The following is a 25,357-nucleotide window of genomic DNA, read 5'->3' as shown; positions in this document are numbered from 1 at the left end:
TCTGAGGACCTTCGATCTGCCGCGCCCGAATGGCGACAGGCAGACTACTTCACACATTGCGCCGCCGACGCTCACGAGATGGCGCGCACCCGGAAGCGGGGCGGATCAGAAGCTCTCCTTGAAGGGTCGGAGATCCAGCTCCTGCGTCCATGCCGAGCGGTGCTGGCGGTGCAATTGCCAATAGGCTTCGGCGATGGCGTCGATATCGAGCAGCCCGTCCTCCCCCGCTTCCGCTACGCGCTGGGGCGCGCGGCTCTCCAGCCGCTCCCCGGCGATGCCGCCATCGATCACGACATGCGCGACATGGATGCCGAGCGGCCCGAGTTCCCGCGCCATGGATTGCGAGACGGCGCGCAGCCCGGCCTTGGCGGCGGCGAAACCCGCGAAGCCTGCGCGGCCGCGCAGGCTGGCACTGGCGCCGGTGAAGAGGATGCTGCCGCGCCCGAGCGACACCAGCCGCCGCGCCGCCTCCCGCCCCACCAGAAAGCCGCCCAGCGTGCCGACGCGCCAGGCGGCCTCGAAAACCTCCGCCTCCAATTCGCGGATCGGGGCGCGGACATTGTTGCCGGCGTTGAACACCACCAGCTCCGGCACCGCATCGCCGGTGAAGGCGCGATCGAAGAGCGCCACGACATCCGCCTCGCGCGTGGTGTCGGCCGCGATGCCCTCCGCGCTGCCGCCGCCAGCGCGGATGCTGGCGGCGACCTGGTCGAGACGGGTCTGGGTGCGCCCGGCGACCACCACATGCAGTCCTTCGCGCGCGAAGCGGCGCGCCAACGCCGCGCCGAGGCCACGCTCGGCGCCGACGCCCACCACGATCGCGGCCCGCTTCGGCTCAGGCATCGGCCGGGTGTTCCGCGTCCCAGAAGACCAGCGTGCGCACCTCGATGCTCTCGCGCGGCGGGGCGTCCGGCGGCGAGGTCGGATCGTCGAAGGCGCCATGCGCCGAGAGCCGCGCGCGGCCATCGATCGCGCTGTCGTAGCACTTGATCAACAGGGCCTCCTCCGGCTGCTGGTGGGGAAAATAGACCCAGCGATGCGCCGGATTCCAGGTTACCGAGAAGGTCTCCCCGATACGGCCGGCATAGATCAGATCGGAGGCGACCAGATCGCGCTCCGCGATGCTCAGCCCTTCGGCGAGCGCCAGCGGGCTCTCCAGCACCGGCGCGATCGGGCGCCAGAGGTTCACGATCGCGAAGCGCCGCGTCAGCAGCCGCTCCGCCTCCTCCGGCAGCACGTCGCGCACGCGTTGCGGGGCGGAGCGGTATGTATAGTCGTTGTGCACGCGCTTCGCCGGCTCCCGCAACGCGGCGTCGATGGCGGCGCGCCGGGCATTGCGGACATTGTGATCGAAGGCGACGACCCGCGATGCGCCCAGGGCCTGCTTCAGCACGGCCTCCACCTCCGGCAGATAGCGGTCCCGGATCGCATCCTCGTCATAGAAGTCGGTGAAGCGCGTCGGCGCCCTGAGCAGCGCGAAGCCATGCGCATCCAGAGTGAAGCTGTGCTCACGCAGGCGCCCGTTCTCGATCGTGACGCGGTGCGGCTCGCTTTCGATGTTGGTCCGCGGCACGCCGGGCGGCGGATCAGTGACATAGCGCGCCGGCCGGCCGGCGACCGGACGCAGGAAGTTCAGCGTGGCTTCGATGTGCGATGACTGTGGCATGGCAGCGTCCTCCTCCGTTGTGGAACACGCAACGCACGGCATGCTCGTTCCGAGCGCTCTTACTCCGCCGCGACCGGCACCGGCCCGGCCGCGATCGCGGCGCGAGTCGCGGGCAGCAGGGTGTTGCCGTATTCCACCGCATCCTCCAGCGGATCGAAGCCGCGGATCAGGAAGGTGGAGACACCGATCGCGTGATAGGCGGCGAGGCTTTCCGCCACCTGTTCCGGCGTGCCGACCAGGGCAGTGGTATTGGCGCCGGCGCCGACCGCCGCCGCGACTTCGGTCCAGAGCCGCTTGTCGCGCACCGCACCGCCGGCGGCTGCGTCCAGCAGCCGCTTCGACCCGATGCTCTCCGGCTTCGGATTGCCCTTGCCGAAGGTATCGCCGCGGATCGCCCGGATGCGCCCCAGGATGTCCTTGGCGCGCTTCCAGGCGGCTTCCTCGGTGCCGGCCAGCACCGGGCGGAAGCTCAGCGAGAAGCGGATCGCGGCCGGGTCCCGCCCGGCGCGCGCGGTGCTGGCGCGGACCTTGGCGATGCTCTCCCGCGCCTGTTCCAAAGTCTCGCCCCAGAAGGCATAGATGTCGGCATGCCGGCCGGCCGCGGCGATCGCGGCATCAGAGGAGCCGCCGAAATAGATCGGGATATGCGGCTTTTGCACCGGCTTGATCTCGGAGAAGGCGCGTTCGAAGCGGTAATAGGTGCCCGCGTGATCGAAGGGTGCCTCGCTGGTCCAGACTCGGCGCAGCAGCCCGACATACTCGTCCGAGCGCGCATAGCGTTCGTCGTGCGACAGGAAGTCGCCATCGGCGCGCTGCTCGGTCGGGTTGCCGCCGCTGATCACATGGATCGCGGCGCGCCCGCCGGTGAGCTGGTCGAAGGTCGCGAATTGCCGCGCCGCGAGCGTCGGCGCGATGAAGCCCGGCCGGTGCGCGATCATGAAGCCAATGCGCTTCGCGTGCACGGCGGCGTGTGAAGCAACCAGCAGCGTATCGGGATGCGAGGAGTGCCAAGCGACCAGGATGCGGTCGAAGCCGGCATCCTCATGTGCGCGGGCGAAGCGCGCGACATAGTCCGGATCGAGAATCGGACCCTGGGCCGGATGAATCTCCGAACCGTGGCGATGGGAGATCATGCCGATGAATTCGGGGGCGTGCAGCGTCATGGGGCATTCCTCCTTCAGGCGATGCCGAGGCGGTGGATGGCGGCGCCGCTCGCCGCATGGTCGGCGACGACGCGCCTCGCGACCGCTTCGGGCGAGAGCGCCAGGGGACGCAGGCCGAAGCGGCGCAGCGCCGCCGTCACCTCGGGCTCGGCCAGGCTGTCATTGAAGGCGCGGTTGAGCGTGGCCACGATCTCCGGATCCGTGCCGGCCGGCGCGAAGAGGCCGAACCAGCCGCCGGACGGCCAGTTGTCGCCGACCCCGTGCTCGGCAACGGTCGGCAGGTCCGGGAAGGCGTCCCAGCGATCCTCGCCGACCGTCGCGATGCCGCGCAGCCGGCCGGAGAGCACCTGCGGCGCCGCGATCGGATCGAGGATCAGATGGCAGTCGCCGGCGATCACGCTGTTCGCCGCCGCGGCGCTGCCCGGGAAGGGCACATGCACCGCCTCGGCGCCCGCCGCATCCATCAGCAACGCGCCGCGCAGATGCCCGGCCGAACCGATGCCGGCCGAGGCGTAGTTGAGCCGGCCGGGATTGGCGCGCGCATAGGCGAAGAGCTCGGGCAGCGTGCGCACCGGCAGCGAGGGATGCACCGCAACGACGCTATAGGCTTCGCCGGCATAGGCGACCGGGGCGAAGCTGCGCAGCGGGTCGTAGCCGACCGGGTTCAGATGCGGCGCGATGGTGAGATTGCCGGCCGAGGCATTCAGCAGCGTGTGGCCGTCCGGCCGGCTCTCCGCCACGAAGCGCGCGCCAACGCCGCCACCGGCGCCCGCCCGGTTCTCCACCACCACCGGCACCCCGAGCCGCGCCTGCAAGGCGCGCGCCATGGTGCGGGAGACATTGTCGTTCGTCGCCCCCGGCGGGAAAGGGCAGACGTAGCGGATCGGACGGGCGGGAAAGCCATCCTGCGCCCGGGCGATCGCGGGGGCGGCGAGAAGCGCGCCGAACAGCGCGCGGCGTGTCGTGGTCATCGCATCAATCCACTCATGGCGATCAAGGACAGCAGGGTGCCGAGCCCGAGCACGGCGCGGAGCGTCAGGCCGATCATCCGGCTGTCCCTCCCGCCGCCAGTGCCGCGCGCCCGGCCGCGAGATGTGCGGCGTCCGCGGTCGGCACATGCACCCGCGCGCATTGCACGTCCCGCCAATGACGCTCCAGCGGGTAGGCGCGGTCATGGCCGTGATTGCCTGCGAGCGCGACCGCGATCTCCACCGCGCGCACGGCATTCTCTGCGAGCGTCACCTTGACGAGACCGCTCTCGGTCTGCGCGGGCACCTGCCCGGCATCGACGGCCTCTCCCACCGCTTCGGTCAGCCGCGCATTGGTGGCGAGCAGCCCTTCGATGACGCCGACCTGTTCCTGCACCCGCTCGAGCGTCGCCAGCGGGCGGCCGAGACCCGAGGGCACCCGGCGGTTGAGGAAGCCGATGATCCAGCGGCGCGCCGCCTGCGCGACGCCGGTATAGACGGCCCCCACCAGCAGCGCGTTCCAGGCCGCCTGTGCGGGATTGCCCGGCTTCCACTCCGGCGCCGGCACCAGGGTCGCGACATGCGCATCGGGGACGAAGACATCCTCGAACACGACGTCATGGCTGCCCGAAGCACGCAGGCCCAGGTGATTCCAGCTTTCGCGGATGGTGATGCCGCGCGCCTCGCCATGGACGTAGAAGCTGCCGAGCCGCGGCGCCTCCTCATCGGTGCGCGCCAGCACATCCATCCAGCGCAGCCCCGGCGCGCCGGTCGCGTAGCGCTTGCGCCCGCTGATGCGCCAGCCGCCCGGCGCGCGCCAGGCGGTGGTCGCCGGCAGCCCGCCGCGCGAGGGCGAGCCGAGCTCCGGCTCCACCCGCAACGCATTGAGCAGTGCGCCTTCAGTCACCGCTTCCCGCCCGATGCGCTCGCGCAGTGCCGGGGGTGCATCGTCATGCCGCGCCAGCGCCGCCTGCTTGGTGAGCTGCATGGCGAGGATCAGAGCGGTGGAGGGACAGGCTTCGCCCACCTGGCGCACCGCCTGGGCTGCGAGCGCCAGCCCGGCGCCGCCGCCGCCAAGCGCGGTCGGCACGGTCAGCGCCAGCACGCCCGCGGCCTGCAGCCGCGCCAGGCTGGCGAAGGGGAAACGCGCGTCGCGGTCGCGCAGCACCGCCTCCTCCGCGATGGCGGCGAGCAGCGGCGGCAGCGTGGCGAGCGCCGCACCGTCCTGAACGGGGGCGGACGGCCGGGTGATCGCGTTCACGGCTCAGCTCTCCGCGCGGATGCCGGTGGCGGATGCGAGCGCCGACCAGCCGCCAATCTCGGACTCCAGGAGCTCGCTCAGGGCCTCCGGCGGGCCGGGGATGAAGCGCGTCGCCTGGGGCGTGAAGAGCGTCGCCAGGGTCGGGTCGGCCAGCGCCTCGTTCAGTGCCGCATTGAGCCGCGCGACGATCGCAGGCGGCGTGCCGCGCGGCGCGAAAAGACCGTTCCAGGAGCCGGTGTCGAAGCCGGCGACGGTCTCGGCGACCGCCGGCACCTCGGGCAGCACGTTGCTACGATCCGCCGTGCTGACCGCGAGCGCCCGCGTCTCCCGCCCGCGCAGCAGCGGCAAGGCCTCGATCGCATGCTGGAACATGCCGTGCACGCGCCCGGCCGCGATGTCGAGCGCCGCCTGGGCACCACCGCGATAGGGCACATGCGTCACGCTGATGCCGGCGCGATGCGCCAGTAGTGCGGCCGAAAGATGCGTCGCCGTCGCAGTACCGGAATTGGCGAAGTCGAGCCGGTCCGGGTTGGCGCGCCCCCAGGCGATGAGATCGGCCAGCGTCGCGAAGCCGCGCCCCGCCGGCCCGACATGCAGCACATAAGGCAGCGTCGCGATGCGCCCGATCGCGACCAGCGCGCCGCGCGGGTCGCCCGGCGGCAGCGCGGGCTGCAGCACCGGGTTGATCGAGAGCGCCGGCGTGCCGATCAGCAGCGTGCGCCCATCCGGCTCCGCCCGCGCCACCAGCCCGGCGGCGAGCGAGGTGGAACCGCCCGGCCGATTGTCGATGACGACGGGCACGCCGAGGCGCGGCGCCAGGCGTTCGCCCACCGCACGCGCCAGGGCGTCGACGCCGCCGCCAGGTGGAAAAGGCACCACCAGGGTGACCGGCCGAGCATCGGCGCGGGCCGAGAGCGCCGGCAGCAGCGCCGGCGCAGCAAGCAGGAGGCGGCGCGAGATCACCGCGGCAGCTCCGCGCCGATGCTTTGTCCGGTCTCACGTGCGTAAATGCGGCGGGCCATCCGCTCGGCGTCCTGGGCGTCCCGGAAGCGGGCGCCGTGCAGGTCCTCGATGCGGGGGTCGATGGCGATCAGGAACCACTCCCGGTCGTCGCTGGCGGCGACACCGATCAGATGGCCGGATTCGGTGATGGGGCGCGATTGGCGCATGGGATGGTGCTCTCTCTGTCCCGCGGCGCGCCGCGCGCGCTGGGGCGATGTCTGTGGAAGCTCGGATGCAGTGTCGCGTTTACATGCGCCGACAACGCATCCCGCCGCGCCGCAGGGGGCGGGGAGAGACGGTCTCGGTCGCGCGGCGCGCAGACGGCATCGTCGGGGTCTCCAACAGGAAGCCACCCAATTACCGAATCAATGGCGCTGTTTGTCAATTTCAAACTATGAAATTATGTGAAACAGGAAAATCAACGAGAAATACGTCGCGCCGGGGAACGGAGCCCGCATGCTCGGCTGCTTCCGGAGAAAGTCTCCGCCTGGATTTACCGCCTGGCCGCGCGTGATTCAGGCGGAGGCGCGCCGGATCAGGCTGCGGCCGATGCTGACCAGCATCGGCACCTCCGTCCCCGCTTCCGTATTCTCGAGCGCGGAGCGGAGGGCGGCGGCGACGGCGTCGTGGTGGACGCTCAGCGTCGTGAGCGCCGGGCGCGTATGCGCGGCCCAGTCGATGTTGCCGAAGCCGATTACCGCAACATCCTCCGGCACGCGGCGGCCGTGGTCGTGCAGCGCGGCCATGGCGCCGAGCGCGATCTCGTCGCTGCTGGCCTGCACCGCGCCGAATTCCGTGCCGGCCTCGATCGCGCGCTGCACCGCGTCATAGCCAGCCGAGTAGCGATATGCGGTAGCGGTGTCGAAGATCAGGTCCCGCCGCAGCGACAGCCCCGCCCCCGCCAATGCCGCGCGATAGCCGCGATAGCGGTCGGCGCCGATCGCGGATCCGGTGATGCGCCCGGCGAAGAGCACGGGATGGCGGCCACTTTCGATCAGGAAGCGGACCGCGCGCTCGCCGGCCGCCTGCTCCTCGTGCACGATCGAGGGGATGCCGCGCTCATCGAGGCGCTGGCCGAGGGAGAGCAAGGTCAGGCCGCCACGCTGCAGCCCCTGCAGGACCGGGTCGAACGCCGCCGGGATCGCATCCGTCGTCGCCAGCGCCAGGCCGCGCAGCCCGAGCGACGGCGCCATGGCCAGGAAGCTCCGCAGCCGGTCCGGGCTGTGGTCGAGATTGTAGAGCAGCAGGTCGAGGCCGATCTGACCCAGCACCGCCTGCACATGCTTGGTCAGCGCGGAATAGAGGTTCTGCTCGATATCACCGACCAGCATGGCGACGGTGCGGCCGCGGCCGCTGCGCAGGCTCTGCGCCATGCGGTTGGGCTGGAAACCGAGCTCGGCCGCGGCCGCCAGCACGCGCAGCCGCGCCTCGGCATTGACGGTGGCCTGCCCGTTCAGCACGCGCGAGACGGTGGCCGAGGAGACGCCGGCGCGGCGCGCCACATCGAGGACGGTCGTCATAAGTTCCAGTAAACGTTTTCCTTCGGCAGCTGCAAGCGCACGGCGCGCTCTGAGCCAGCGGGGCTGATGCAATCGACCGGAGAGAGGGTGCTTGACACGTCTCCACCCCGGCTCCCATGCTCCAATCAAGAAAACGATTTCTCCGGGCTTCGGCTCTGCGCTCCGGCGCAGGACCGACCGGTGAGGGGAAGGCAGCGGATGCTGATCGACGGGTTGCAGTGCGGTCATTTCGACCGTGACGTGTTCAACGAGCTGCGTCTGGCGGATATCGGCTGCGTCACCGTCACCTGCGGCTTCTGGGAGGACACGGTCGAATCCCTCGACAGCCTCGGCCGCTGGCGCGACCTGGCGCGCGAGAACGCCGATCTGGTCGGCGAGGCGCGCAGTGCCACCGATATCCGCGCCATCGTGGCGAGCGGCCGCACCGCCCTGCTGATGGGCTTCCAGAATTCCGACCTGTTCCAGGGCCGCATCCGGCTGGTCGAGATGTTCGCCGAGCTCGGCGTCAGGGTCGTGCAGCTCACCTACAACAACCAGAACGCGCTCGGCGGCAGTTGCTACGAGGAGCATGATTCCGGCCTCGCCCGCTTCGGGCGCGAAGTGGTGCGGGAGATGAACCGCGCCGGCATGCTGGTGGACCTGTCGCATGTCGGCGACCGCACCACCCTCGACGCGATCCGCCATTCCGAGAAGCCGGTCGCCATCACCCACGCCAATCCGAAGCGTCTCTTCGACCACAGGCGCAACAAGTCGGACGAGGTGATCCGCGCACTTAGCGACCAGGGCGGCGTGATCGGCTGCGCCACCTACCGCAACATCACCGGTGACGACTATTGCGGCTCGGTCGAGAAATGGTGCGAGATGGTCGCCCGCACGGTGGACCTCGCCGGCATCGACCACGTCGCCGTCGGCACCGACCGCAGCCACAACTTCGTCAAGCGCGACTACGACTGGATGCGCATGGGCCGCTGGACCCGCGGCGTCGACCTCGGCGCCTCGCCGCCCTCGCGCCCCGGCAAGGCACCGCCACCCGACTGGCTGTTGCAGGTCCGCGACATCGGCAAGATCGAGGGCGGACTCGCCGCCGTCGGCTTCAGCCAGGACGAGATCACCGCCCTCGCCCATGGCAATTGGCTGCGCCTCTACGCCGAGGTCTTCGGGCATTGAGCGCGGCCGGCATCCGCATCGAGGAGGTGTCCCGCACCTACGCCGCGCGCGGACGCCAGGTGCACGCCCTCGGCCCGATCTCCGCGATGCTGGAGGCCGGGCGGACGACGGCGATCGTCGGTCCCAGCGGCTGCGGCAAGAGCACCTTGCTGCGCATCTTGGGCGGGCTTGACCGGCCGAGCGGTGGGCGCGTGCTGCTGGGCGGCGCGCCCGTGCGGGAAGGCATGCCCGGCGTCGGCGTGGTCTTCCAGCGTGACCTGCTGCTCGACTGGCGCAACATCCTCGACAATGTGCTGCTGCCGGCGCAGCTCCAGAAGCGTGACCTCACCCATGCGGTGGCGCGCGCGCATGCCCTCCTCGGCGAACTCGGCGTCGGGGACTTCACCGACCGCCAGCCCTGGGAACTCTCGGGGGGCATGCGCCAGCGTGTCGCGATCGCCCGCGCGCTGCTCTGCGAACCGTCGCTGCTGTTGCTAGACGAGCCCTTCAGCGCACTCGACGCGCTGACGCGCGACCAGATGGGGGTACTGCTGCAGCGCGTTCAGGGCGACGGACGTACCACCGCGGTCCTGATCACCCACAGCATCCCCGAGGCGGTCTTCCTCTCCGACCGCGTGCTCGTCATGTCCGCGCGCCCCGGCCTGATCCTGGACGATATCCCGATCGAGCTGCCGCGGCCGCGCACGCTGGCCATGCGGGAGGAGCCGGCGTTCGCCGGCCTTACCCGGCGCATCCGCATGCATTTCGAACGCACCGGAGTCCTGACCGGATGAGCCAGCCACGTGCGGCATCCCGTTCCATCGGGGCCACCGCAGCGGAAGGCGCGCCGGGCGCCAGCCGCGGCGCAGGCATCCTGCTGCCGCTGCTGAGCGGCATCGGCGGCCTCGGCCTCTGGGAGCTCGCGGTGCGCGGCTTCGACCTGCCGTCCTATCTGCTGCCAGCGCCCAGCGAGATCGCCGTGGTCATGGCGGAGAAGGCCCATCTGCTGCTCGACCAGCTCCAGTACACGGCCTTCGCGGCGGTCACCGGCTTCGTCATCGCACTCATCATCGCCCTGGTGCTGGGGGCACTGATCGCCGCCTCCCCGGCGGTCGAGCGGGTGCTCTATGTCTGGCTCGTCGTCTTCCACGCCATCCCGAAGGTGGTGGTGGCACCGCTGCTGCTGGTCTGGATCGGCTTCGGGCTGAAGAGCAGCATCATCTTCGTCGTCGTCTTCACCTTCTTCCCGATGCTGGTGAACACGGTGACCGGGCTGCGGTCCGCCGATCCGGACCTGCTGCTGCTGACCCGCTCCATGGGCGGCAATGCCTGGCAGACGCTGCGCACCATCCGCCTGCCGAGCGCGATGCCGAGCATCATCTCCGGCATCAAGATCTCCATCACCCTGGCACCGCTGGGCGCCGTGATCGGCGAATTCGTCGCCTCCAACAAGGGGCTCGGGCACATGCTGATCCAGTCGGTCGGCAGCCTTGAGGTGCCGACGGCCTTCGCCGCGGTGGTGGTGGTCTCCGTCCTCGGCATCATCACCTGGTACCTCGCCGAATATGTCGAGCGCATCGCCATCCCCTGGCACGCCAGCCAGCGCGGTCGCGCCGAGGAATGATCCCCCACGACCGCAGAGGAGCCGCAGCATGACCGCCCCGAGATTTGCGATGTCCCGCCGGGCGCTGGTCGCCGGCGCCGCGACGCTCGCCATGCCCGCCATCGCGCGCGCCCAGGCGGAACGGCTGCGCATCCTGCTCGACTGGGGCTGGCTGCCCTACCATTCCTCTTTCTTCGTCGCGCAGGAGCGCGGCTACTTCCGGGATGCGGGAGTGGAGGTGGAGGTCGAACAGGGGCGCGGCTCCAACACCACCGCCATCATGGTCGGCCAGCGCGCCTATGACCTCGGGCATGTGAACATCACCAATGCCGCGGCGGCGATCGCGCGCGGCGTGCCGCTGAAGGCCGTCGCAGTCTATCAGCACCGCACCTCCGCCTCCTTCGTCGGCATCAAGGGCCGCGTCACCTTGAGCGGACCAGCATCGCTGCGCGGGTTGCGGATCGGCAGTACGCCGGGCGGCTCGGACGGGCTGAGCCTGACCATCTTCCGCCGCGCCAACAGCATTCCCGACAACGCCCTGAACATCATCTCGCTCGATGCCTCCTCGAAAACCGCGGCGCTGCTGACCGGGCAGGTCGATGCAGTCAGCGGCGACAGCCACGCCTACGGCGCCATCGTGCGCGGCGCCGGGCAGGAGCCGGAGGTGATGGAGCTCGCCAATTTCGGCGTGCCGCTGCTGGGCTTCGGCTTCGCCGCCAGCGAGCAGGCGATCCGCGAGAAGCCGGAGGCGATCCGACGCGCGCTGACCGCGATCCGACGCGCCATGGCCGATATCGTGACCGACACCGAGGCTGCTTGCACGCTGATCCGGTCCCGCGTGCAGATCGCCGGCAACATGGCGCAATGCCTCGACTACACGAAGGGCCTGCAGGCGCTCAGCACACCACCCGACGACCCCGGCTGGGGCCGCTCGACATCCGAGGAATGGCGCGCGCTGATCGACACGCTGCAGGCCGCGGGCGAGATCCGCCAGCAGCGCCCGCTCGACGCCTACTACACCAACGACCTGCTGCCGCGCTGAACCCATGAGCGCCAGCCACTTCGATGCCATCATCTTGGGCGGCGGGCATAGTGGCCTGGTCGCCGCCGGCTACCTGGCCGGCGCCGGGCTGCGTGTGCTGGTCCTGGAACGCAGCGCGCGTTTCGGTGGCCCGGCGGCGACGGTGGAGTTCATGCCGGGCTACCGCACCACCATCGCGAATTCACCGGGCTCGCTGGAGCCGAAGATCGTCCAGGACCTGCGGCTGGAAGCGCATGGGCTGCACTTCCAGCCGATCGACCCGACGCTGGTGCATCCGCTGGCCGATGGCTCGCTCTTCGTCGGCTGGCGCGACCGCGCGCGCAGTGCCGCGCAGATGGACGCCTTCGCGCCGGGAGAAGCCGCGCGCTACGACGCCTTCTTCGCTTATCTCCAGGCCTTCGCGGAGAAGCTCGGCATCTCGGTCTTTCGCGAGCCGCCCACCCTGCAGGAACTGGTCCGCAACCTGACCAGCCTGGACGACCAGGAAGCCTTCAGTCGCATCTTCCTCGGCAGCGTCCGCGATCTGATGGCGCAGTTCGACCTTGCCTGGCAGACGCAAACGCTGATCGGGCCGATGGCGGTGGTCGGCGGCAGTTGCACGCCTTCTACCCCCGGCACGCCGGTCAACCTGCTGACCCGGCCGCTCTCGCTGGCTTCGCTACGCGCGGAAGCCGCGGACGACCCGCGCCGCATGCCGCTGCGCGGCTCCACCGGCATGCCGGTCGGCGGCATGGGCGCGATCGTCGACAGCATGCTCGCTTCCGCCCGCGCGCGCGGCGTCGTGCTGCGTGCCGAGGCACCGGCCGACCGTATCCTGACGGAGCACGGCGCGGTCAGCGGCGTCGTCACGCATGCCGGCGACGAATTCCTGGCACCGCTGGTGATCGCCGCGATCAATCCGCGTGTCACTGTCGTCGACCTGATGCGCGACGACACCGAATGGCAGCCCTGGCGGGAGCGGATGGGCAAACGCCCGATGGCCGGCAAGGCCTTCAAGGTCGTGCTCGCCCTCGATGGCATGCCGCGCTACGCCAATGCCCCCGTGGATGCCGATCCGGCCATGCTGGCGGCGGCGCAGTTCCGCATTGCTCCCTCCCTCGACTATCTGGAGGAGAGCCATGCCGAGCTGATGCTGGGCCGCATCGCCGAGAAGCCGGTGGTCTGGGGCCTCTGCCCCTCGCTGAGCTCGCCCGGGCTGGCGCCGGAGGGCAAGCATGTGCTCAGCCTCAATATCGGCACCGCGCCCTATCACCTGAAGCAAGGGAGCTGGGCGACGGAGCGTGAGGTACTGGCGAAGCGCAGCATCGCCGCGGTCGCCGAATGGATGCCGAGCCTGCCCGACCTCATCACCGACTGGCGCTGTATCGACCCCGAGGAGTTCGAGCGCGAGTACGGCCTGGTCGAGGCCAACATGACGCATGGCGACTTGGCGCCCTGGAACCAGTTCTGGATGCGACCGCTGCCCGGGCTGCATGCCTATCGCACGCCGACGCGGGGCCTCTATCTCAGCGGCAACGGCACCTGGCCCGGCAATTTCATCTCCGGCCTGTCCGGCCACAACGCCAGCCAGGCGGCGCTCGCGGATCTGCGCGCCGGGCTGATCGGATGAGAGATCGCATGGAGCCCATCGCCCTCGACTGCCATGCGCATCTGGCGCCGATCCTGCCCGACCGCATCGCTGACCTGCCCGGCGTTGCCTGGTTCCCGGAGGAGCCGCGCCTGGTGCTGGACGGCAGTGCGTCCCTCGCCTCGCCGTCGGTGTTCCGACCGGAGGCCCTGATCGCCTGGATGGATGCGCAGCGTATCGCGCGGGCCTGGATCTCGGTACCGCCACCGCTTTACCGCGCCGGACTCGACGAGGCGGGCGCGCGGATCTGGTGCGGCTACGTGAACCCTGCCCTCGCGGAGGTGGCCAGGCGCTTTGTCGATCGCCTGGCACCTAGCTTCCTGCTGCCGGTCCGCCATCCCGCGCTCGCGGCGGAGATCGTGGCCGGCTTTGCCCCACGCGGTGCCCGCTTCGCGATGGCGGCGGGGCATGCCGCCTCAGGCCTCGTGCTCTCTGATCCCACCTATGAGCCGCTCTGGACGGTCCTGGATGCGGCAGGGGCTTTCCTGTTGCTGCATCCGACGGCGGGCAGCGACCCGCGCCTCGATCATTTCTTCCTGCACAACCTGCTGGGCGGGCCGGGCGAGACCGCGCTCGCCGCGGCGCATCTGGCAATGTCGCGCGTGCTGGAGCGCTTCCCGCGCATCCGCTTCATCCTTTCCCACGGCGCCGGCAGTGCCGCGATGATCGCGGGCCGGCTGGCCCATGGCCAGGCGGTGCGTCGCCCCGGCGCCGACACCGGCGCGCGTCCGATGACCGAGGCTTTCCGCGATTTCCATGCCGACTGCATCACCCATTCCGCGCCGGCGCTGGCCCTCGCTGCCGCGGTGCTGGGGCCGGAGCGGATCCTGTTCGGCTCCGACTGGCCCTTCTCCATGGGCCTGATCGAGCCGCATCGGCAGCTCGCCGATGTCGATCCGGCGCTGCGCGCGCGCATCTTCGCCGCGACACCGGAAGGCTGAGGCAGGGCAGGACAACGATGCGCATCCGATCCCGCCTGCAGCATGGCCTCCTGCTGCTCCTGCCCCTGCTCGGCCTGCACGGGGCAGCGCGGGCCGCCGACCTCGCCATCGGGTTACAGACCGACGTTCGCGCCATGGATCCACATGTGGCGCCGAGCTTCGTCAGCTCCGCCCTGCACCAGCACATCTTCGACACGCTGATCGCCGTGGATGCGGAGCTCCGTCTGGTGCCGGGCCTCGCCACCGCCTGGCGCGCCGTTGGCGACACCGCCTGGGAATTCGACCTGCGAGAGGGCGTCCGCTTCTCGGACGGGTCCCCCTTCACGGCGGAAGATGTGCTCATCACCTTGCAGCGCGTGAACAGCGTGCAGCATGGCGCCGGGACCTATGCCCCCTATGCGCGCGCCATCACCGCAGCCTCCTCACCCACTCCGCTGCGCATCCGGCTGGAGACCGCCGCACCCTATCCGCAACTGCCCTTCGACCTTTCCCGTATCCGCATCGTCTCCGCGCGTGCGGCGGAGGGCGCCGACACCGCCGCCTTCAACCGTGGCGAGGCGGCGATCGGCACCGGGCCCTACCGCATGCTGCGCTGGACGCCGAATGACCGGCTGGAGCTGGTGCGGAACCCGCTCTACTGGGGCGCGCCGGCGGCCTGGGACCAGATAGCCATCCGCCCGATCCCGAACGACGCGGCGCGGCTCGCGGCGCTGCTCAGCGGCGATGTCGGGTTGATCGATAAGGTGCCGCTCAACGACGTGGCCCGATTGCGTGGCGATGCGCGCATCCGCCTCTTCGTCCACGACGGCAACCGCAGCATGTTCCTGGTGCCGGATGTGGCGCGTGAGACCAGCCCCTTCGTCATGGGCGCCGATGGCCGACCACTGCCGGATAATCCGCTGCGCGATGCACGCGTTCGTCGCGCCATCTCGCTCGCCATCAATCGCCGTGCCCTGGCCGAACGCGCCATGGAAGGCTTCGCCTCGCCGGCTGACCAGCCGGTGCCGGCCGGCATGTTCGGCTGGGCTGGTGAGACGGGCGTCGGTGCCTACGATCCCGCGACGGCGCGACACCTGCTGGCCGAGGCGGGCTATTCGCAGGGCTTCCGTATGACCTTGCACTGTTCCAATGGCCGCTACGTCAATGACCGGCAGACCTGCCTCGCGGTCGTGCAGATGCTGAGCCGCATCGGCATCCAGGCGCAGGCCGAGGCGGAGCCGCAATCGGTCTTTTACACCCGCATGGCACGCTTCGACGCCAGCCTGATGCTGAACGGCTGGGGCAGCTACGGCGACAGCCTGCAGGTGCTGCGCCAGGCGTTGCACAGCGTCGATGCCGCGCGGGGCTACGGCGCCTTCAACCGCGGCCACTACGCGAACCCCGAGGTCGATCGCCTGATCGAGACGGCCGCCCGCACCATCGAGGACGGTCCACGCGAGCGCTTGCAGCAACAGGCGATGCGGATCGCCATGACGGATCTCGCCGTCATACCGCTCTACACTGCGTCCTGGGTCTGGGCGGCGCGTCGCGGCATCAGCTACGAGGCCGGCTTCGATGAAGGCACCTTCGCCATGCGCGCCACGCCCGGGCCGTAGCGCTGGCGGAGGTTCAGGCGTCGGGCTCCTGCATGGCCGCTGCCTGGCACTGCCGAGCCACTCCATATGCTCAGGCAACGCCGGCTGTACGGTCCCTTCGCGAGGATCCGCCGCCCATGAATCGCCGTCGTCTGCCAGACCTTTCGGCGATTTCGCCTCAAGTCGTCGCGCTCTAATGCTCCGGCCGCGATCGCTCGATCCCGGGGATGGCGCCAATCTGCTCCGCCAGGAAGTCGACCAGCAGCCGGACCCGAGCGATGCCCGCACGCTCGGGGACGATCAGCATGCTCAGCGGGACGGAAGGCAGCGAATAGTCCGGAAGGATCGCCTCGAGCCGGCCAGCCGTCAGGAGATCGTCGACAAGCCAGCGATGGGCAGGCGCGATGCCGCGCCCAGCGACAAGGGCCTCACGCGCGGCAAGCCCATGGTCGACCCGGAAGCGTCCTCCGAAGGGCACCGCATGGCGTTCGTCGCCTGGCCCCTGCAAAGCGAGCATGTCGCTTCCCGCCACGTTCGACATCCGGATGCCCTCATGACCGGCGAGGTCCCGCGGGACGGTCGGCCTGCCGCGCGCCGCCAAGTAGCCCGGCGCCGCCACGAGCAGGCGCCTGCTCTGGCCAAGGGCCCGCAACTTCATGGCGCTGTCGGTGAGCGGGCCCAGCCGCAGCGCGATATCGACGCCCTCGCGCACCAGATCGACGCGCTCATCGGTGAGGCTGAGGTCGACCCCGATGTCGGGATAACGGTCCTGGAAGGCGAAGATCAGCCGGCTGATGTGCAGCACCCCGATCGCCGCCGTGCAGGAGATCCGGATCGTGCCGGCCGGCGCGCCGCGCGTGCCTCGCGCCTCATCCGCCGCCTGCTCGACCAGGCGCAGGATCTGCACGGCCTTGGCGTAGTAGCGACTGCCTTCGTCGGTCATGGTGACGCGCCGGGTGGTCCGGCTGAGCAGCGGCACGCCGACCGCCGCCTCCAGCTCCCTCAGATGCCGCGTGATCGTCGATTGCCCGACGCCGAGCTCCCGCGCGACGGCGGAAAGGCTGCCGCGCTCCGCCACCCGGACGAAGCTGCGCATGCGCTCCAGCGTCGCATCCGAATTATCCATAATTCGGCATAATCCTATGCATTACCCAGGTGTAGTGGATCGCTCGCACAGCGCCTAGCTGGAGGGCCGGTTTCCCAAGCATCGGAACGCTGCCCCATGAAAATCCTGCTCGTCTTCGCCCATCCCGAGCCGCGCTCGCTCAACGGCGCGCTCCGCGACGTCGCCATCCAGGAACTCGAGGCCCAGGGCCATGAGGTGCGGGTGACGGACCTCTATGCCGAGGGCTGGAAGTCCGAGGTCGACCGGGCCGACTTCCCGGCGCTGGCGCCGGAGGCACGGCTGCGGCCGGCCGCGGCGTCCGGCGAGGCCTTTGCCGCGGGCGCCCTGACCGCGGACGTCCGGGCCGAGCAGGAGAAGCTGCTTTGGGCCGATGTCCTGATCCTGCAGTTTCCGCTCTGGTGGTACAGCATGCCGGCGATCCTCAAGGGCTGGGTCGACCGGGTCTATGCCTATGGCTTCGCCTATGGCGTCGGCGAGCACAGCGACAGCCATTGGGGCGACCGCTTCGGAGAGGGGACGCTGGCGGGGAAGCGCGCCATGCTGATCGTCACCACCGGCGGCTGGGAGGAGCACTACGCTACCCGCGGGGTGAACGGCCCGATCGAGGACCTGCTGTTCCCGATCAATCACGGGATCCTCTACTACCCCGGCTACGACGTGCTGCCGCCCTTCGTGGCCTACAGGGTCGATCGCTTCGATGCGGCCGGCTTTGAGAGCGCGGCCGAGCACCTGCGCGAGCGGATGCGGACGCTCGCGACCACGCCGCCCATTCCCTATCGGCGGCAGAATGGCGGGGACTATCTGATCCCGAGCCTGCAGCTCCGCTCTGGCCTGGGTGATCCGGGCGCGACCGGTTTCGCGCTTCACCTGAACGGCGAAGGTGCAGCCGGCTAGAGCGTGATGACTTCAGGCGGAATCGCCAAAAAGTCTGAATCACGCGATCAAACAAGGGCTGGAGCATGAGGCGTGAGCGCTTGCGAACGCATCATGCTCTAGACGGCCCCGCAGGGCTTCAATCCACCGGCAGATCACTCGCCAGATGAAACAGGCAATCGCCTCGCTTCGTCCGCGCTGGGATGCGCTTGCACATCACGATGCCCGCCGCGTTGAAGGCGAGTTCCACGGGCGCCCGCCAGGGCGTTTCCGGCGTGTGGATGCGCGCTGCCGGCTGCCCTGCCACCACCACGTCGCCCAACTCCACCAGCGGCTCGAACACGCCGTTCTCAGGCGCATAGAGATAGTAATCCTGCCCCCGGACATCCAGGAAACGCGTGGGCAGCGGCGGCTCCTGCCAATGCTCGCGCGGCAGGATGCCGAGATGCACAAGCAGGTTGCGCAGGCCGCGCTCGGCAATCGCCAGCCCTGCCGGGTTCACCGTGCCGCAGCCGCCGAGCTCCGTGCCGAGCGCGATACGGCCGCGCCGATCCGCCCCGCTGCCCAGCGTCTGGTCCCCGCCCTGGCCCTGCGCGCCGCCCTGGATATAGGTGTAGGGCGCACCGAACGCCCGTAGCGCCGCCAACTGCTTCTGGTACAGCGCGGGATCGGCCGATTGCCTGGCCAGCGCGCAGGGGATGTAGTTCAGCGAGGAGCCGCCCGAATGCAGGTCGATCACCAGATCGGCCAGTGGAATCAGGTGGCTGTCGATGAAGTGGGCGATCTGCCGCGTCACCGTGCCATCGGGGTCGCCGGGAAAGATGCGGTTGAGGTTCAGGTCGTCGATGGGTGATACCCGCCGCCCCGCCAGTGCCGCCGGGTAGTTCGCCATCGGCAGGATGATGACCCGGCCCCGGATCATCCCAGGCTCCAGCCATTGCGCCAGATTGGTCAGCGCCACCTGGCCCTCATACTCATCGCCGTGATTGCCGGAGGTGAAAAGCGCGGTCGGCCCCTCGCCGTTCTTCACCACCACGATGGGAACGGGCAGGAAGCCATAAGCCGATTCATGGGTGGAGTGGAACAGCCGGACATAGCCGGTCTGCTTGCCGTCGCGGGCGAAATCCACCTCGGAGACGAGGCGCGAGGGGCGTGGTGTCTCGGGCATGGTTTCCTCATCCAGGCGGGATTTCTGTCAGGTGGCAGGCCACCTGGTGGCCGGGGGCGGTTTCGAGCAATGCCGGCGCGCGCTCGCGGCACACGGGCATCACATGCGGGCAACGGGTGTGGAAGCGGCAGCCGGAAGGTGGGTTGATGGCGCTCGGGATATCGCCCGCGATGCGCACCCGCCGCCCGCGCGAACGCAGGGACGGGTGACTGGCCGGCACGGCCGCGATCAGCCCTTTGGTATAAGGGTGCAGCGGCGCGCCGTAGATGGCCTGCTTCGCCGCCACTTCGACCACCCGGCCCAGATACATCACCGCCACCCGGTCCGAGATATGCCGCACCACGGAGAGGTCATGCGCGATGAAGAGATAGGTCAGCCCCATCTCGCGCTGGAGGTCCTGCAGCAGGTTCACGATCTGCGCCTGCACCGAGACATCGAGCGCCGAGACCGCCTCGTCACACACGATCAGCCGGGGCTTCAGGATCAGCGCCCTGGCGATGCCGATGCGTTGGCGCTGGCCGCCGGAGAATTCGTGCGGAAAGCGCTCCATGGCGCGCGCCGGCAGGCCCACGCGGTCCAGCATGGCGCGCACCTCGCGCCGGGTCGCCTCGCCGGATGGCTTGCCGTGGATGACCAGCGGCTCGGCCACGATGTCCTCCACCGTCATGCGCGGGTTCAGGGCGCCATAAGGATCCTGGAAGACGATCTGCATGCCGCGGCGCACCGCGCGCATGGCGCCGCGGCCGAGGGTGGTGATGTCCTGACCATCGAAGCGGATCTTTCCGGCCGAGGGCTCGATCAGCCGCAGCAGCAAGCGGCCGAGCGTGGATTTACCGCAGCCGGATTCACCGACCAGCCCCAGGGTTTCGCCCGGCATGATGCTGAGCGAGACGTCATCCACCGCGCGCAGTTTGACGGCCGGCGTGAGGCCGAAGAACCCGCCGCCGCCCACCTCGAAGTGTTTCTCCAGGCCCTCGGCCTCGAGCAGCGGCTGGGTCATCGCGAGAGCTCCCGCGCCCGGAAGCATGCGGCGGTATGGCTGGGCTCCAGGCTTTCGAGCGCAGGCACGGCCTGCGTGCAGGAGGGTTCGGCATGGGCGCAGCGCGGCGCGAAGCGGCAGCCGGCCGGGCGCCGCGCGGGCTCGGGCAGGGTGCCAGGAATGGCCACCAGGCGGGCGCGATCCTCGGTCAGCGAGGGCACGCATTCCAACAGGCCGCGGGTGTAGGGATGCCGCGGATGATCGAAGATGCGCGCTGCCGGCGCCTCCTCGATGACGCGGCCGGCATACATCACCAGCACCCTGTCCGCCGTCTCGGCGATCACGCCCATGTTGTGGGTGATGATGATGATGGCCATGCCGAACTCGTCGCGCAGATCCATCAGCAGATCGAGGATCTGCGCCTGGATAGTGACGTCGAGCGCGGTGGTGGGTTCGTCCGCGATCAGCAGGCGCGGGCGGCAGGCCAGCGCCATGGCGATCATCACGCGCTGGCGCTGGCCGCCGGACATCTGGTGCGGATAGTCGTCCAGCCGGCGCGCGGCAGCGGGGATGCCCACCTTGTCCAGCATGGCGACGGCGCGGGCACGGAGCTGCGCCTGGGGCAGGCGTTCATGCGCCCGGATGGTCTCCATGATCTGATCGCCGATCGAGAAGACCGGGTTGAGCGAGGTCATCGGCTCCTGAAAGATCATGCCGATGCCGGGGCCGCGGATAGGCTGCATCTGGCGCTCGGAGAGGCCCGTGAGCGTCTGCCCGGCGAAGCGCACCTGGCCCGCGGCGATGCGCGCGGGTGGCGAGGGCAGCAGCCCCATGATGCTGAGCGCGGTGACCGACTTGCCGCTGCCGGATTCGCCGACAATGCCCAGGATTTCGCCCTCATTGAGTGAGAAGGACACATCCTCGACGGCGTTCACCTCGCCGCGCCCGGTCATGAAGGCGGTGGTGAGGTCCTGGACCTCGAGCAGGCTCACTGCTGGATCCGTAGACGCGGGTCGAGCACGTCGCGTAGGCCGTCGCCCAGCAGGTTCAGGCCCATCACGGTGACCATCAGCGCGATGCCGGGAATGGTGATGATCCAGGGGGCCTCGCGCATGAAGTCCCGCCCCTCGGACATGATGTTGCCCCAGGTGGGGGTGGGCGGCACGGCGCCCACGCCGAGGAAGGAGAGTGTCGCCTCCGACAGCACCGCATAGGCAAAGAGGAAGGAGAGCTGCACGATCATCGGCGCCATCGCATTGGGCAGGATGTGGTGGCGCAGGATGCGCCAATGCCCGGCCCCGGCGGCGACCGCCGCCTGCACATACTCCATCTCCCGCAGCACGATGACTGAGGAGCGCACGATGCGCGCGGTGCGCGGGATATAGACGATGCTGAGAGCCAGGATCACGTTGAGCGTCGATGGCCCGAGCACCGAGGTGACGGCGATGGCGAGCAGGATGGCAGGGAAGGCCATCAGCGCGTCATTCACCCGCATCAGCATGGTGTCGAGCCGGCGGAAATATCCCGCCGCTGCGCCGATCAGCGTGCCGAAGATAGCGTTCAGCGCCACGACCGAAGCGCCGATGATCATGGAAAGCTGCGCGCCCCAGACGACACGCGACCAGAGGCTGCGGCCGAAACCATCGGTGCCGAACACCCAGTTCCCGCCGGGCGCCAGGAACTTGTTGCGCATGGATAGCCGGTTCGGATCGACATCGGTGATGAAGGGCGCCAGTGCCGCCACCACGGCCACGATGCCGAACAGGAACAGGCCGCTGACAAACAGCCTGTGCCGCAGCAACCGCCGCAGCGTGGCGCGGTGCTCGCGGCGCTCGGGGATATCCTCCGCCTCAATCATAGCGCACCCGCGGGTCCAGCACGGCGTAGAGCATGTCGACGGCGATATTCACCGCCACCAGGAAGCCCGTCACCAGCAGCAGCCCGCCCTGCACCATGGGATAGTCCCGGTTCAGTACCGCCTGGGTCAGCAACAGCCCCATGCCGGGCAGCGAGAACAGAGACTCGGTCACCACGGCGCCCGATAGCAGCAGCGAGACGATGATCCCCACCACTGTGACGATGGGGATCAGCGCATTGGACAGCGCGTGCTTGAAGATGACGACGCGCCCCGGCAGGCCCTTGGCACGGGCGGTCCGGATATAGTCCTGCCGCAGCACCTCCAGCATCGAGGAGCGGGTGATGCGCGCCAGCAGTCCCGCCTGCAGAAGCGCCAACGAGAAGGCCGGCATGGCGGTGCTTTGCAGCCAGCCCCAGGGGTTCTCCGTGAAGGGGATGTAGCCGCCGCTGGGCAGCCAGCCGAGCTTCACCGCGAAGAGGATGATCATCAGCAGCCCCAGGAAGAAATTGGGCACGGAGATGCCGATCATCGCGAACATCATCGCCGCCTGATCCACCCAGCTATTCTGCCGGAGTGCGGCGATGATGCCGCAGCCGATGCCGATGATCAGCGTGAAGATCATGGCGTAGAGCGAGAGGCCGATGGTGACCGGCAGCCGCTCCGCCGTGGCGGCCAGCACGCCCTTGCCCAGCAGCAGCGACCGGCCAAAGTCCCCCTGGAACAGCCCCTTGTAGTATTGCAGCAGTTGGAACAGCAGCGGCTCGTCCAGCCCGAGGTCCTGGCGGAGCTGCGCGATCTGCGCGGGCGTCGCCGAGATGCCGGCGATCGCCGCCGCCGGGTCGCCCGGGATCAGCCGCATCAGCCCGAAGCTGATCAGGCTGACGATCAGCAGCACCGGTATCGCGCTCAGCAGGCTGCGGGTGGCGAGCCTGATCAATTTCGGCCCGGCCTCAGCGCTGCAGCCAGACGTTGGAGAAGCGGGGTATGCGGAAGGGTGTGAAGCCCTGGAGATTGGAACGCACGGCCTGCACCTTGGTCAGCGAGCCGAAGGGGTAGGCATAGGCGCGTTCCAGGATGAGCCGCTGCATGGTGGCGAAGGCGGCGTTGCGCGCGGCCTGGTCGGGCAGGTTGTTCATCGCGTTCCAGGCGGCCAGCACCTCGGGGTCGTCGCGGTCGTCGCGCGGGCGATAGGCGGCATTGGGCGAGACCAGGAACTGCATGGTGGCGAGCGCACCCAGCGCCGGCTGCGTGCCCCAACCGCTGTGGAAGAAGTGCCATTCATCGTTGTTCAGCCGCTGCGACATCTGCACCGAGGTGGGCCAATCCACCACCCGCAGGCTGGCGTTGATCCCAACCGCCTTGAGCTGCTGCTCCATCACCAGGGCCGCGTTGTACATCGGCGGATAGTCGCGGTTGGTCAGGATGATGATGGGCTCGTTGCGGTAGTTTGCCTCGCGCAGCAGGGCGCGTGCGCGCTGCGGGTCGTTGATGTTGTAGGTCTCGCGGCCCGCATCCGTGTAGGTCGCCTGGTTGGGGAACTGGAAGCCGATGTTGAGGCGGAAATTGCCATCCGTCGCGGCATCCATGATGTCCTCCACGCCCAATGCAGCCTGCACGGCGCGGCGGAAGGCCAGGTTGTTGGTGGGCGGGATCGCGGTGTTGGGCAGCGCGATCTGGATCCACCAGTTCTGCAAGGGCAGCACGGTGATGGCGCTGTTGCGGCGCAGCCCTTCCAGAGAGCGGGTGGGCACATCCTCCACCGCCTGCAGCGCACCGGTCTCGAGGCCGGCCACGCGGGCGGAGGCTTCGGTGACGATGCGGAAGGTCACGGTGTCCACGCAGGCCACGCGATAGCCGCCGAAGCCGGTCCGCTGCTCGAAGGCGGGGTTGGGGCTGTAGCCGTCGTAACGGCCGAGACGCGCATGGCTGCCGGGGGTGAATTCCAGCAGGCGGAAGGGACCGGTGCCGATCGTGCGCAACTGCTGCCGCTCGTCATTCTCGAGCTCAGCGGGGATGATGACGATGGGGACCGAGAAGGAGGAGAGCGCCTCGATGAAGGTGGGCTGCGCCTGCTTCATGCGGATGACGAAGGTCATCGGATCGGGCGTGTCCCAGCCCGCCACATTGTCGAGCGTGCTGCGCTGCAGGCCGATGCGGTTGTAGCGATTGAAGGACGCCGCGACATCGGCCGAGGTCAGCGGCTTGCCATTGTGGAAGGTGACGCCGGAACGCAGACGGAAGGTATAGGTCATCCCGTCCGGCGCCGCGGTCATGCTCTCCGCGAGTTCCAGGATGGGATTGTTGTTCTCATCGCGCGTCATCAGCGTTTCGAAGATGTTCATCGCGATATTGCGGGTGGAGATGGTATTGGACGTCATCTGGTCCAGCGAATTCACATTCGCTTCCTGGCCGAAGACGATGTCGCCACCGCGGGCGGGACAGGTGAAGCGTTCCGCGTGCAAGGGTCCGGCGATGACGGCGGAGGCGAGGCAGGAGGCGATCAGCAGGCGTTTCATGCTGGAATCCCTTCCGAGGCGCCAAAACTCTCGGCCGCGTGCGGCGGGCCGTCAACCGGTTGTGAAACGGGCCGCCGCGTAGCCGGAGGCCGCGTGGCGCCAGCACATGTGGCGCCGGTCGACGGCTCCTGCGGGAGTGGAAGCTCGGCGCTGGCATGGCATGCGACAACGCGGCAGGATGGCGCGGCGCTTGGAGAGAAGAGCATGGCGAATGTCCTGGCCAGCCTGAGCAGCAGCGAGGTCGAGGCGCGCGAATGGGCGCAGCGCTGCGACATGGCGGCGGTGTTCCGTATCGGCGCGCGGCTGGGCTGGAACGAGCATATCGGCAACCACAACAGCCTGATGCTGGCGGGCGAGGAGCCGCTGTTCCTCATCAATCCCCGCGGCTTCCTGTTCCAGGAATTGCGCGCCAGCGACCTGATCGTCTGCGACCTGGCGGGCCGCGTGCTGCGCGGCAGGGGCGAGCTGCGCAAGGTGGCCTTCCACATCCATGCCCGCATCCACATGGCCAACCCCAAGGCGGCCTGCGTGGTGCATGTGCACCCGCGCTACCTCACGGCGTTGTCGATGATTGAGGGCGCGGAATTCTCCCTCTCGCACCATAACAGCCTGCTGCTGAACGATCGCACCGTCTACGACGACGAGGGCAGCGAGCCGGTGCATGACGACACCGAGGGCGACCGCATCGCGCGCTTGATGGGCGACAAGACCATCATGCTGATGCGCGGCCATGGCGTGACGGTGGTGGGCCCCACCGTGCATGACGCCTTCGACGAGACCTACATGGCCGAGCGCACCTGCATGTACCAGATGACGGCGATGCAGACCGGCCAGCCCCTGCACAAGCTGCCCGAAGGCCTGCGCCGCAATCACACCGGCCCCTGGGGCGAGCGGCTGGATGCGCGGCTGCACCTCGATGCCTGGCGCCGCGTGCTGGACCGCGAGGAGCCAGACTACGCGCGCTGAAGTCGGGGGGTGGCTATCCAGGTGGGCGTGGAACGCATGATCACGGAAAGGTCATTCGAAAGACTCTTCCCTCGGAACAGTTATTTCGGTATCAGATCGGTCGAGGGTGAGCGCCTAGCCGCCTCCCGGACACCGCAAACTTCCTGATCAGGAACCGCCATCATGGCCATCATGCTCAACTACGACGGCGTCCAGGGTGAGTCGAACATCCAGGGCTACGAGAAGTGGATCAACCTCGAGAGCTTCCAGTTCGGCATCGGCCGCGGCATCGCCTCGGCCTATGGCAACTCCACCCGTGAGAGCTCCATCGTCTCGGTCAGCGAAATCACCGTCACCAAGCAGACCGACGGCACCACCG

At 69.1% G+C, this 25,357-nt stretch carries 25 protein-coding genes; 10 read left to right on the top strand and 15 right to left on the bottom strand.

Annotated elements, in window-relative coordinates; translation table 11 throughout:
• Positions 1-105: 105 nt before the first annotated feature.
• From GXW71_RS21040 to GXW71_RS21005, 8 genes are all read right to left on the bottom strand, one after another.
• On the bottom strand, positions 106-843 hold the full coding sequence (locus GXW71_RS21040) for an SDR family NAD(P)-dependent oxidoreductase (protein WP_211854643.1): 738 nt from the start codon (positions 841-843) through the stop codon (positions 106-108).
• A complete protein-coding gene (locus GXW71_RS21035) occupies positions 836-1,666 on the bottom strand; it encodes a CmcJ/NvfI family oxidoreductase (RefSeq protein ID WP_211854642.1) in 831 nt (276 codons plus the stop codon). Before GXW71_RS21035 ends, GXW71_RS21040 begins: the two co-directional genes overlap by 8 nt.
• A 59-nt stretch (positions 1,667-1,725) precedes the next feature.
• Entirely contained in the window at positions 1,726-2,829 is a 1,104-nt protein-coding gene (locus GXW71_RS21030) for an LLM class flavin-dependent oxidoreductase (protein ID WP_211854641.1), read from the bottom strand.
• A gap of 14 nt (positions 2,830-2,843) precedes the next feature.
• Positions 2,844-3,800, bottom strand: a complete 957-nt coding sequence (locus tag GXW71_RS21025; RefSeq protein ID WP_211854640.1) for a Bug family tripartite tricarboxylate transporter substrate binding protein — start codon at positions 3,798-3,800, stop codon at positions 2,844-2,846.
• A gap of 73 nt (positions 3,801-3,873) precedes the next feature.
• Positions 3,874-5,058: an acyl-CoA dehydrogenase family protein gene (locus tag GXW71_RS21020; protein ID WP_367617340.1), complete on the bottom strand. Its 1,185-nt coding sequence runs from the start codon at positions 5,056-5,058 to the stop codon at positions 3,874-3,876.
• A gap of 3 nt (positions 5,059-5,061) precedes the next feature.
• The gene (locus GXW71_RS21015; protein WP_211854639.1) at positions 5,062-6,021 is read right to left on the bottom strand and encodes a tripartite tricarboxylate transporter substrate-binding protein; all 960 of its coding nucleotides are present in this window, start codon (positions 6,019-6,021) and stop codon (positions 5,062-5,064) included.
• Positions 6,018-6,227 (bottom strand): hypothetical protein, encoded by a 210-nt coding sequence (locus tag GXW71_RS21010; RefSeq protein ID WP_211854638.1) that lies wholly within the window; start codon positions 6,225-6,227, stop codon positions 6,018-6,020. Before GXW71_RS21010 ends, GXW71_RS21015 begins: the two co-directional genes overlap by 4 nt.
• Positions 6,228-6,575: 348 nt before the next feature.
• The gene (locus GXW71_RS21005) at positions 6,576-7,580 is read right to left on the bottom strand and encodes a LacI family DNA-binding transcriptional regulator (protein WP_211854637.1); all 1,005 of its coding nucleotides are present in this window, start codon (positions 7,578-7,580) and stop codon (positions 6,576-6,578) included.
• 198 nt (positions 7,581-7,778) lie between these two features.
• Here GXW71_RS21005 and GXW71_RS21000 point away from each other — a divergent pair, with 198 nt between their 5' ends.
• Genes GXW71_RS21000 through GXW71_RS20970 form a run of 7 tightly spaced genes read left to right on the top strand, consistent with a single transcriptional unit; the run spans position 7,779 to position 15,534 of the window.
• Entirely contained in the window at positions 7,779-8,747 is a 969-nt protein-coding gene (locus GXW71_RS21000; protein ID WP_211854636.1) for a dipeptidase, read from the top strand.
• Positions 8,744-9,520 (top strand): ABC transporter ATP-binding protein, encoded by a 777-nt coding sequence (locus tag GXW71_RS20995; protein ID WP_246526753.1) that lies wholly within the window; start codon positions 8,744-8,746, stop codon positions 9,518-9,520. Before GXW71_RS21000 ends, GXW71_RS20995 begins: the two co-directional genes overlap by 4 nt.
• Entirely contained in the window at positions 9,517-10,350 is an 834-nt protein-coding gene (locus GXW71_RS20990) for an ABC transporter permease (RefSeq protein WP_211854635.1), read from the top strand. Before GXW71_RS20995 ends, GXW71_RS20990 begins: the two co-directional genes overlap by 4 nt.
• 28 nt (positions 10,351-10,378) lie before the next feature.
• Positions 10,379-11,371, top strand: coding sequence for an ABC transporter substrate-binding protein (locus tag GXW71_RS20985; protein WP_211854634.1), 993 nt, complete (start codon positions 10,379-10,381; stop codon positions 11,369-11,371).
• Positions 11,372-11,375: 4 nt separating this feature from the next.
• Entirely contained in the window at positions 11,376-12,980 is a 1,605-nt protein-coding gene (locus tag GXW71_RS20980; protein WP_211854633.1) for a phytoene desaturase family protein, read from the top strand.
• Positions 12,981-12,988: 8 nt separating this feature from the next.
• Entirely contained in the window at positions 12,989-13,939 is a 951-nt protein-coding gene (locus tag GXW71_RS20975) for an amidohydrolase family protein (protein WP_211854632.1), read from the top strand.
• 17 nt (positions 13,940-13,956) lie between these two features.
• The gene (locus GXW71_RS20970) at positions 13,957-15,534 is read left to right on the top strand and encodes an ABC transporter substrate-binding protein (RefSeq protein ID WP_211854631.1); all 1,578 of its coding nucleotides are present in this window, start codon (positions 13,957-13,959) and stop codon (positions 15,532-15,534) included.
• Positions 15,535-15,706: 172 nt separating this feature from the next.
• Here the strand turns inward: GXW71_RS20970 and GXW71_RS20965 are convergent, their stop codons facing one another.
• Entirely contained in the window at positions 15,707-16,639 is a 933-nt protein-coding gene (locus GXW71_RS20965) for a LysR family transcriptional regulator (RefSeq protein WP_211854630.1), read from the bottom strand.
• A gap of 96 nt (positions 16,640-16,735) precedes the next feature.
• On the opposite strand from GXW71_RS20965, the gene GXW71_RS20960 reads away from it, so the two are divergent.
• Positions 16,736-17,533, top strand: a complete 798-nt coding sequence (locus tag GXW71_RS20960; RefSeq protein WP_211854629.1) for an NAD(P)H-dependent oxidoreductase — start codon at positions 16,736-16,738, stop codon at positions 17,531-17,533.
• Between the two features lie 118 nt (positions 17,534-17,651).
• Here the strand turns inward: GXW71_RS20960 and GXW71_RS20955 are convergent, their stop codons facing one another.
• Genes GXW71_RS20955 through GXW71_RS20930 form a run of 6 tightly spaced genes read right to left on the bottom strand, consistent with a single transcriptional unit; the run spans position 17,652 to position 24,033 of the window.
• On the bottom strand, positions 17,652-18,680 hold the full coding sequence (locus tag GXW71_RS20955) for a succinylglutamate desuccinylase/aspartoacylase family protein (protein WP_211854628.1): 1,029 nt from the start codon (positions 18,678-18,680) through the stop codon (positions 17,652-17,654).
• A gap of 7 nt (positions 18,681-18,687) precedes the next feature.
• Positions 18,688-19,680, bottom strand: coding sequence for an ABC transporter ATP-binding protein (locus tag GXW71_RS20950; protein ID WP_211854627.1), 993 nt, complete (start codon positions 19,678-19,680; stop codon positions 18,688-18,690).
• Positions 19,677-20,651: an ABC transporter ATP-binding protein gene (locus GXW71_RS20945; RefSeq protein ID WP_367617339.1), complete on the bottom strand. Its 975-nt coding sequence runs from the start codon at positions 20,649-20,651 to the stop codon at positions 19,677-19,679. The genes GXW71_RS20950 and GXW71_RS20945 overlap by 4 nt, the downstream gene beginning before the upstream one ends.
• The gene (locus GXW71_RS20940) at positions 20,648-21,517 is read right to left on the bottom strand and encodes an ABC transporter permease (protein WP_211854626.1); all 870 of its coding nucleotides are present in this window, start codon (positions 21,515-21,517) and stop codon (positions 20,648-20,650) included. The genes GXW71_RS20945 and GXW71_RS20940 overlap by 4 nt, the downstream gene beginning before the upstream one ends.
• Positions 21,510-22,454 (bottom strand): ABC transporter permease, encoded by a 945-nt coding sequence (locus GXW71_RS20935; protein WP_211854625.1) that lies wholly within the window; start codon positions 22,452-22,454, stop codon positions 21,510-21,512. The genes GXW71_RS20940 and GXW71_RS20935 overlap by 8 nt, the downstream gene beginning before the upstream one ends.
• Positions 22,455-22,467: 13 nt before the next feature.
• The gene (locus tag GXW71_RS20930; RefSeq protein WP_211854624.1) at positions 22,468-24,033 is read right to left on the bottom strand and encodes an ABC transporter substrate-binding protein; all 1,566 of its coding nucleotides are present in this window, start codon (positions 24,031-24,033) and stop codon (positions 22,468-22,470) included.
• A 204-nt stretch (positions 24,034-24,237) separates the two neighbouring features.
• Between GXW71_RS20930 and GXW71_RS20925 the strand changes: the two genes are divergently transcribed.
• Both GXW71_RS20925 and GXW71_RS20920 read left to right on the top strand, forming a co-directional pair.
• Positions 24,238-24,999, top strand: coding sequence for a class II aldolase/adducin family protein (locus tag GXW71_RS20925; RefSeq protein WP_211854623.1), 762 nt, complete (start codon positions 24,238-24,240; stop codon positions 24,997-24,999).
• 162 nt (positions 25,000-25,161) lie between these two features.
• Positions 25,162-25,357: type VI secretion system tube protein Hcp (locus GXW71_RS20920; RefSeq protein WP_211854622.1), on the top strand; the 196-nt coding region annotated here is incomplete at its 3' end.

The sequence above is a fragment of the Plastoroseomonas hellenica genome (assembly GCF_018129085.1).
Lineage (GTDB): Bacteria > Pseudomonadota > Alphaproteobacteria > Acetobacterales > Acetobacteraceae > Plastoroseomonas > Plastoroseomonas hellenica.
Note: the sequence above shows the minus strand (reverse complement) of the source record. Positions and strands in the feature narration are given on the sequence as shown.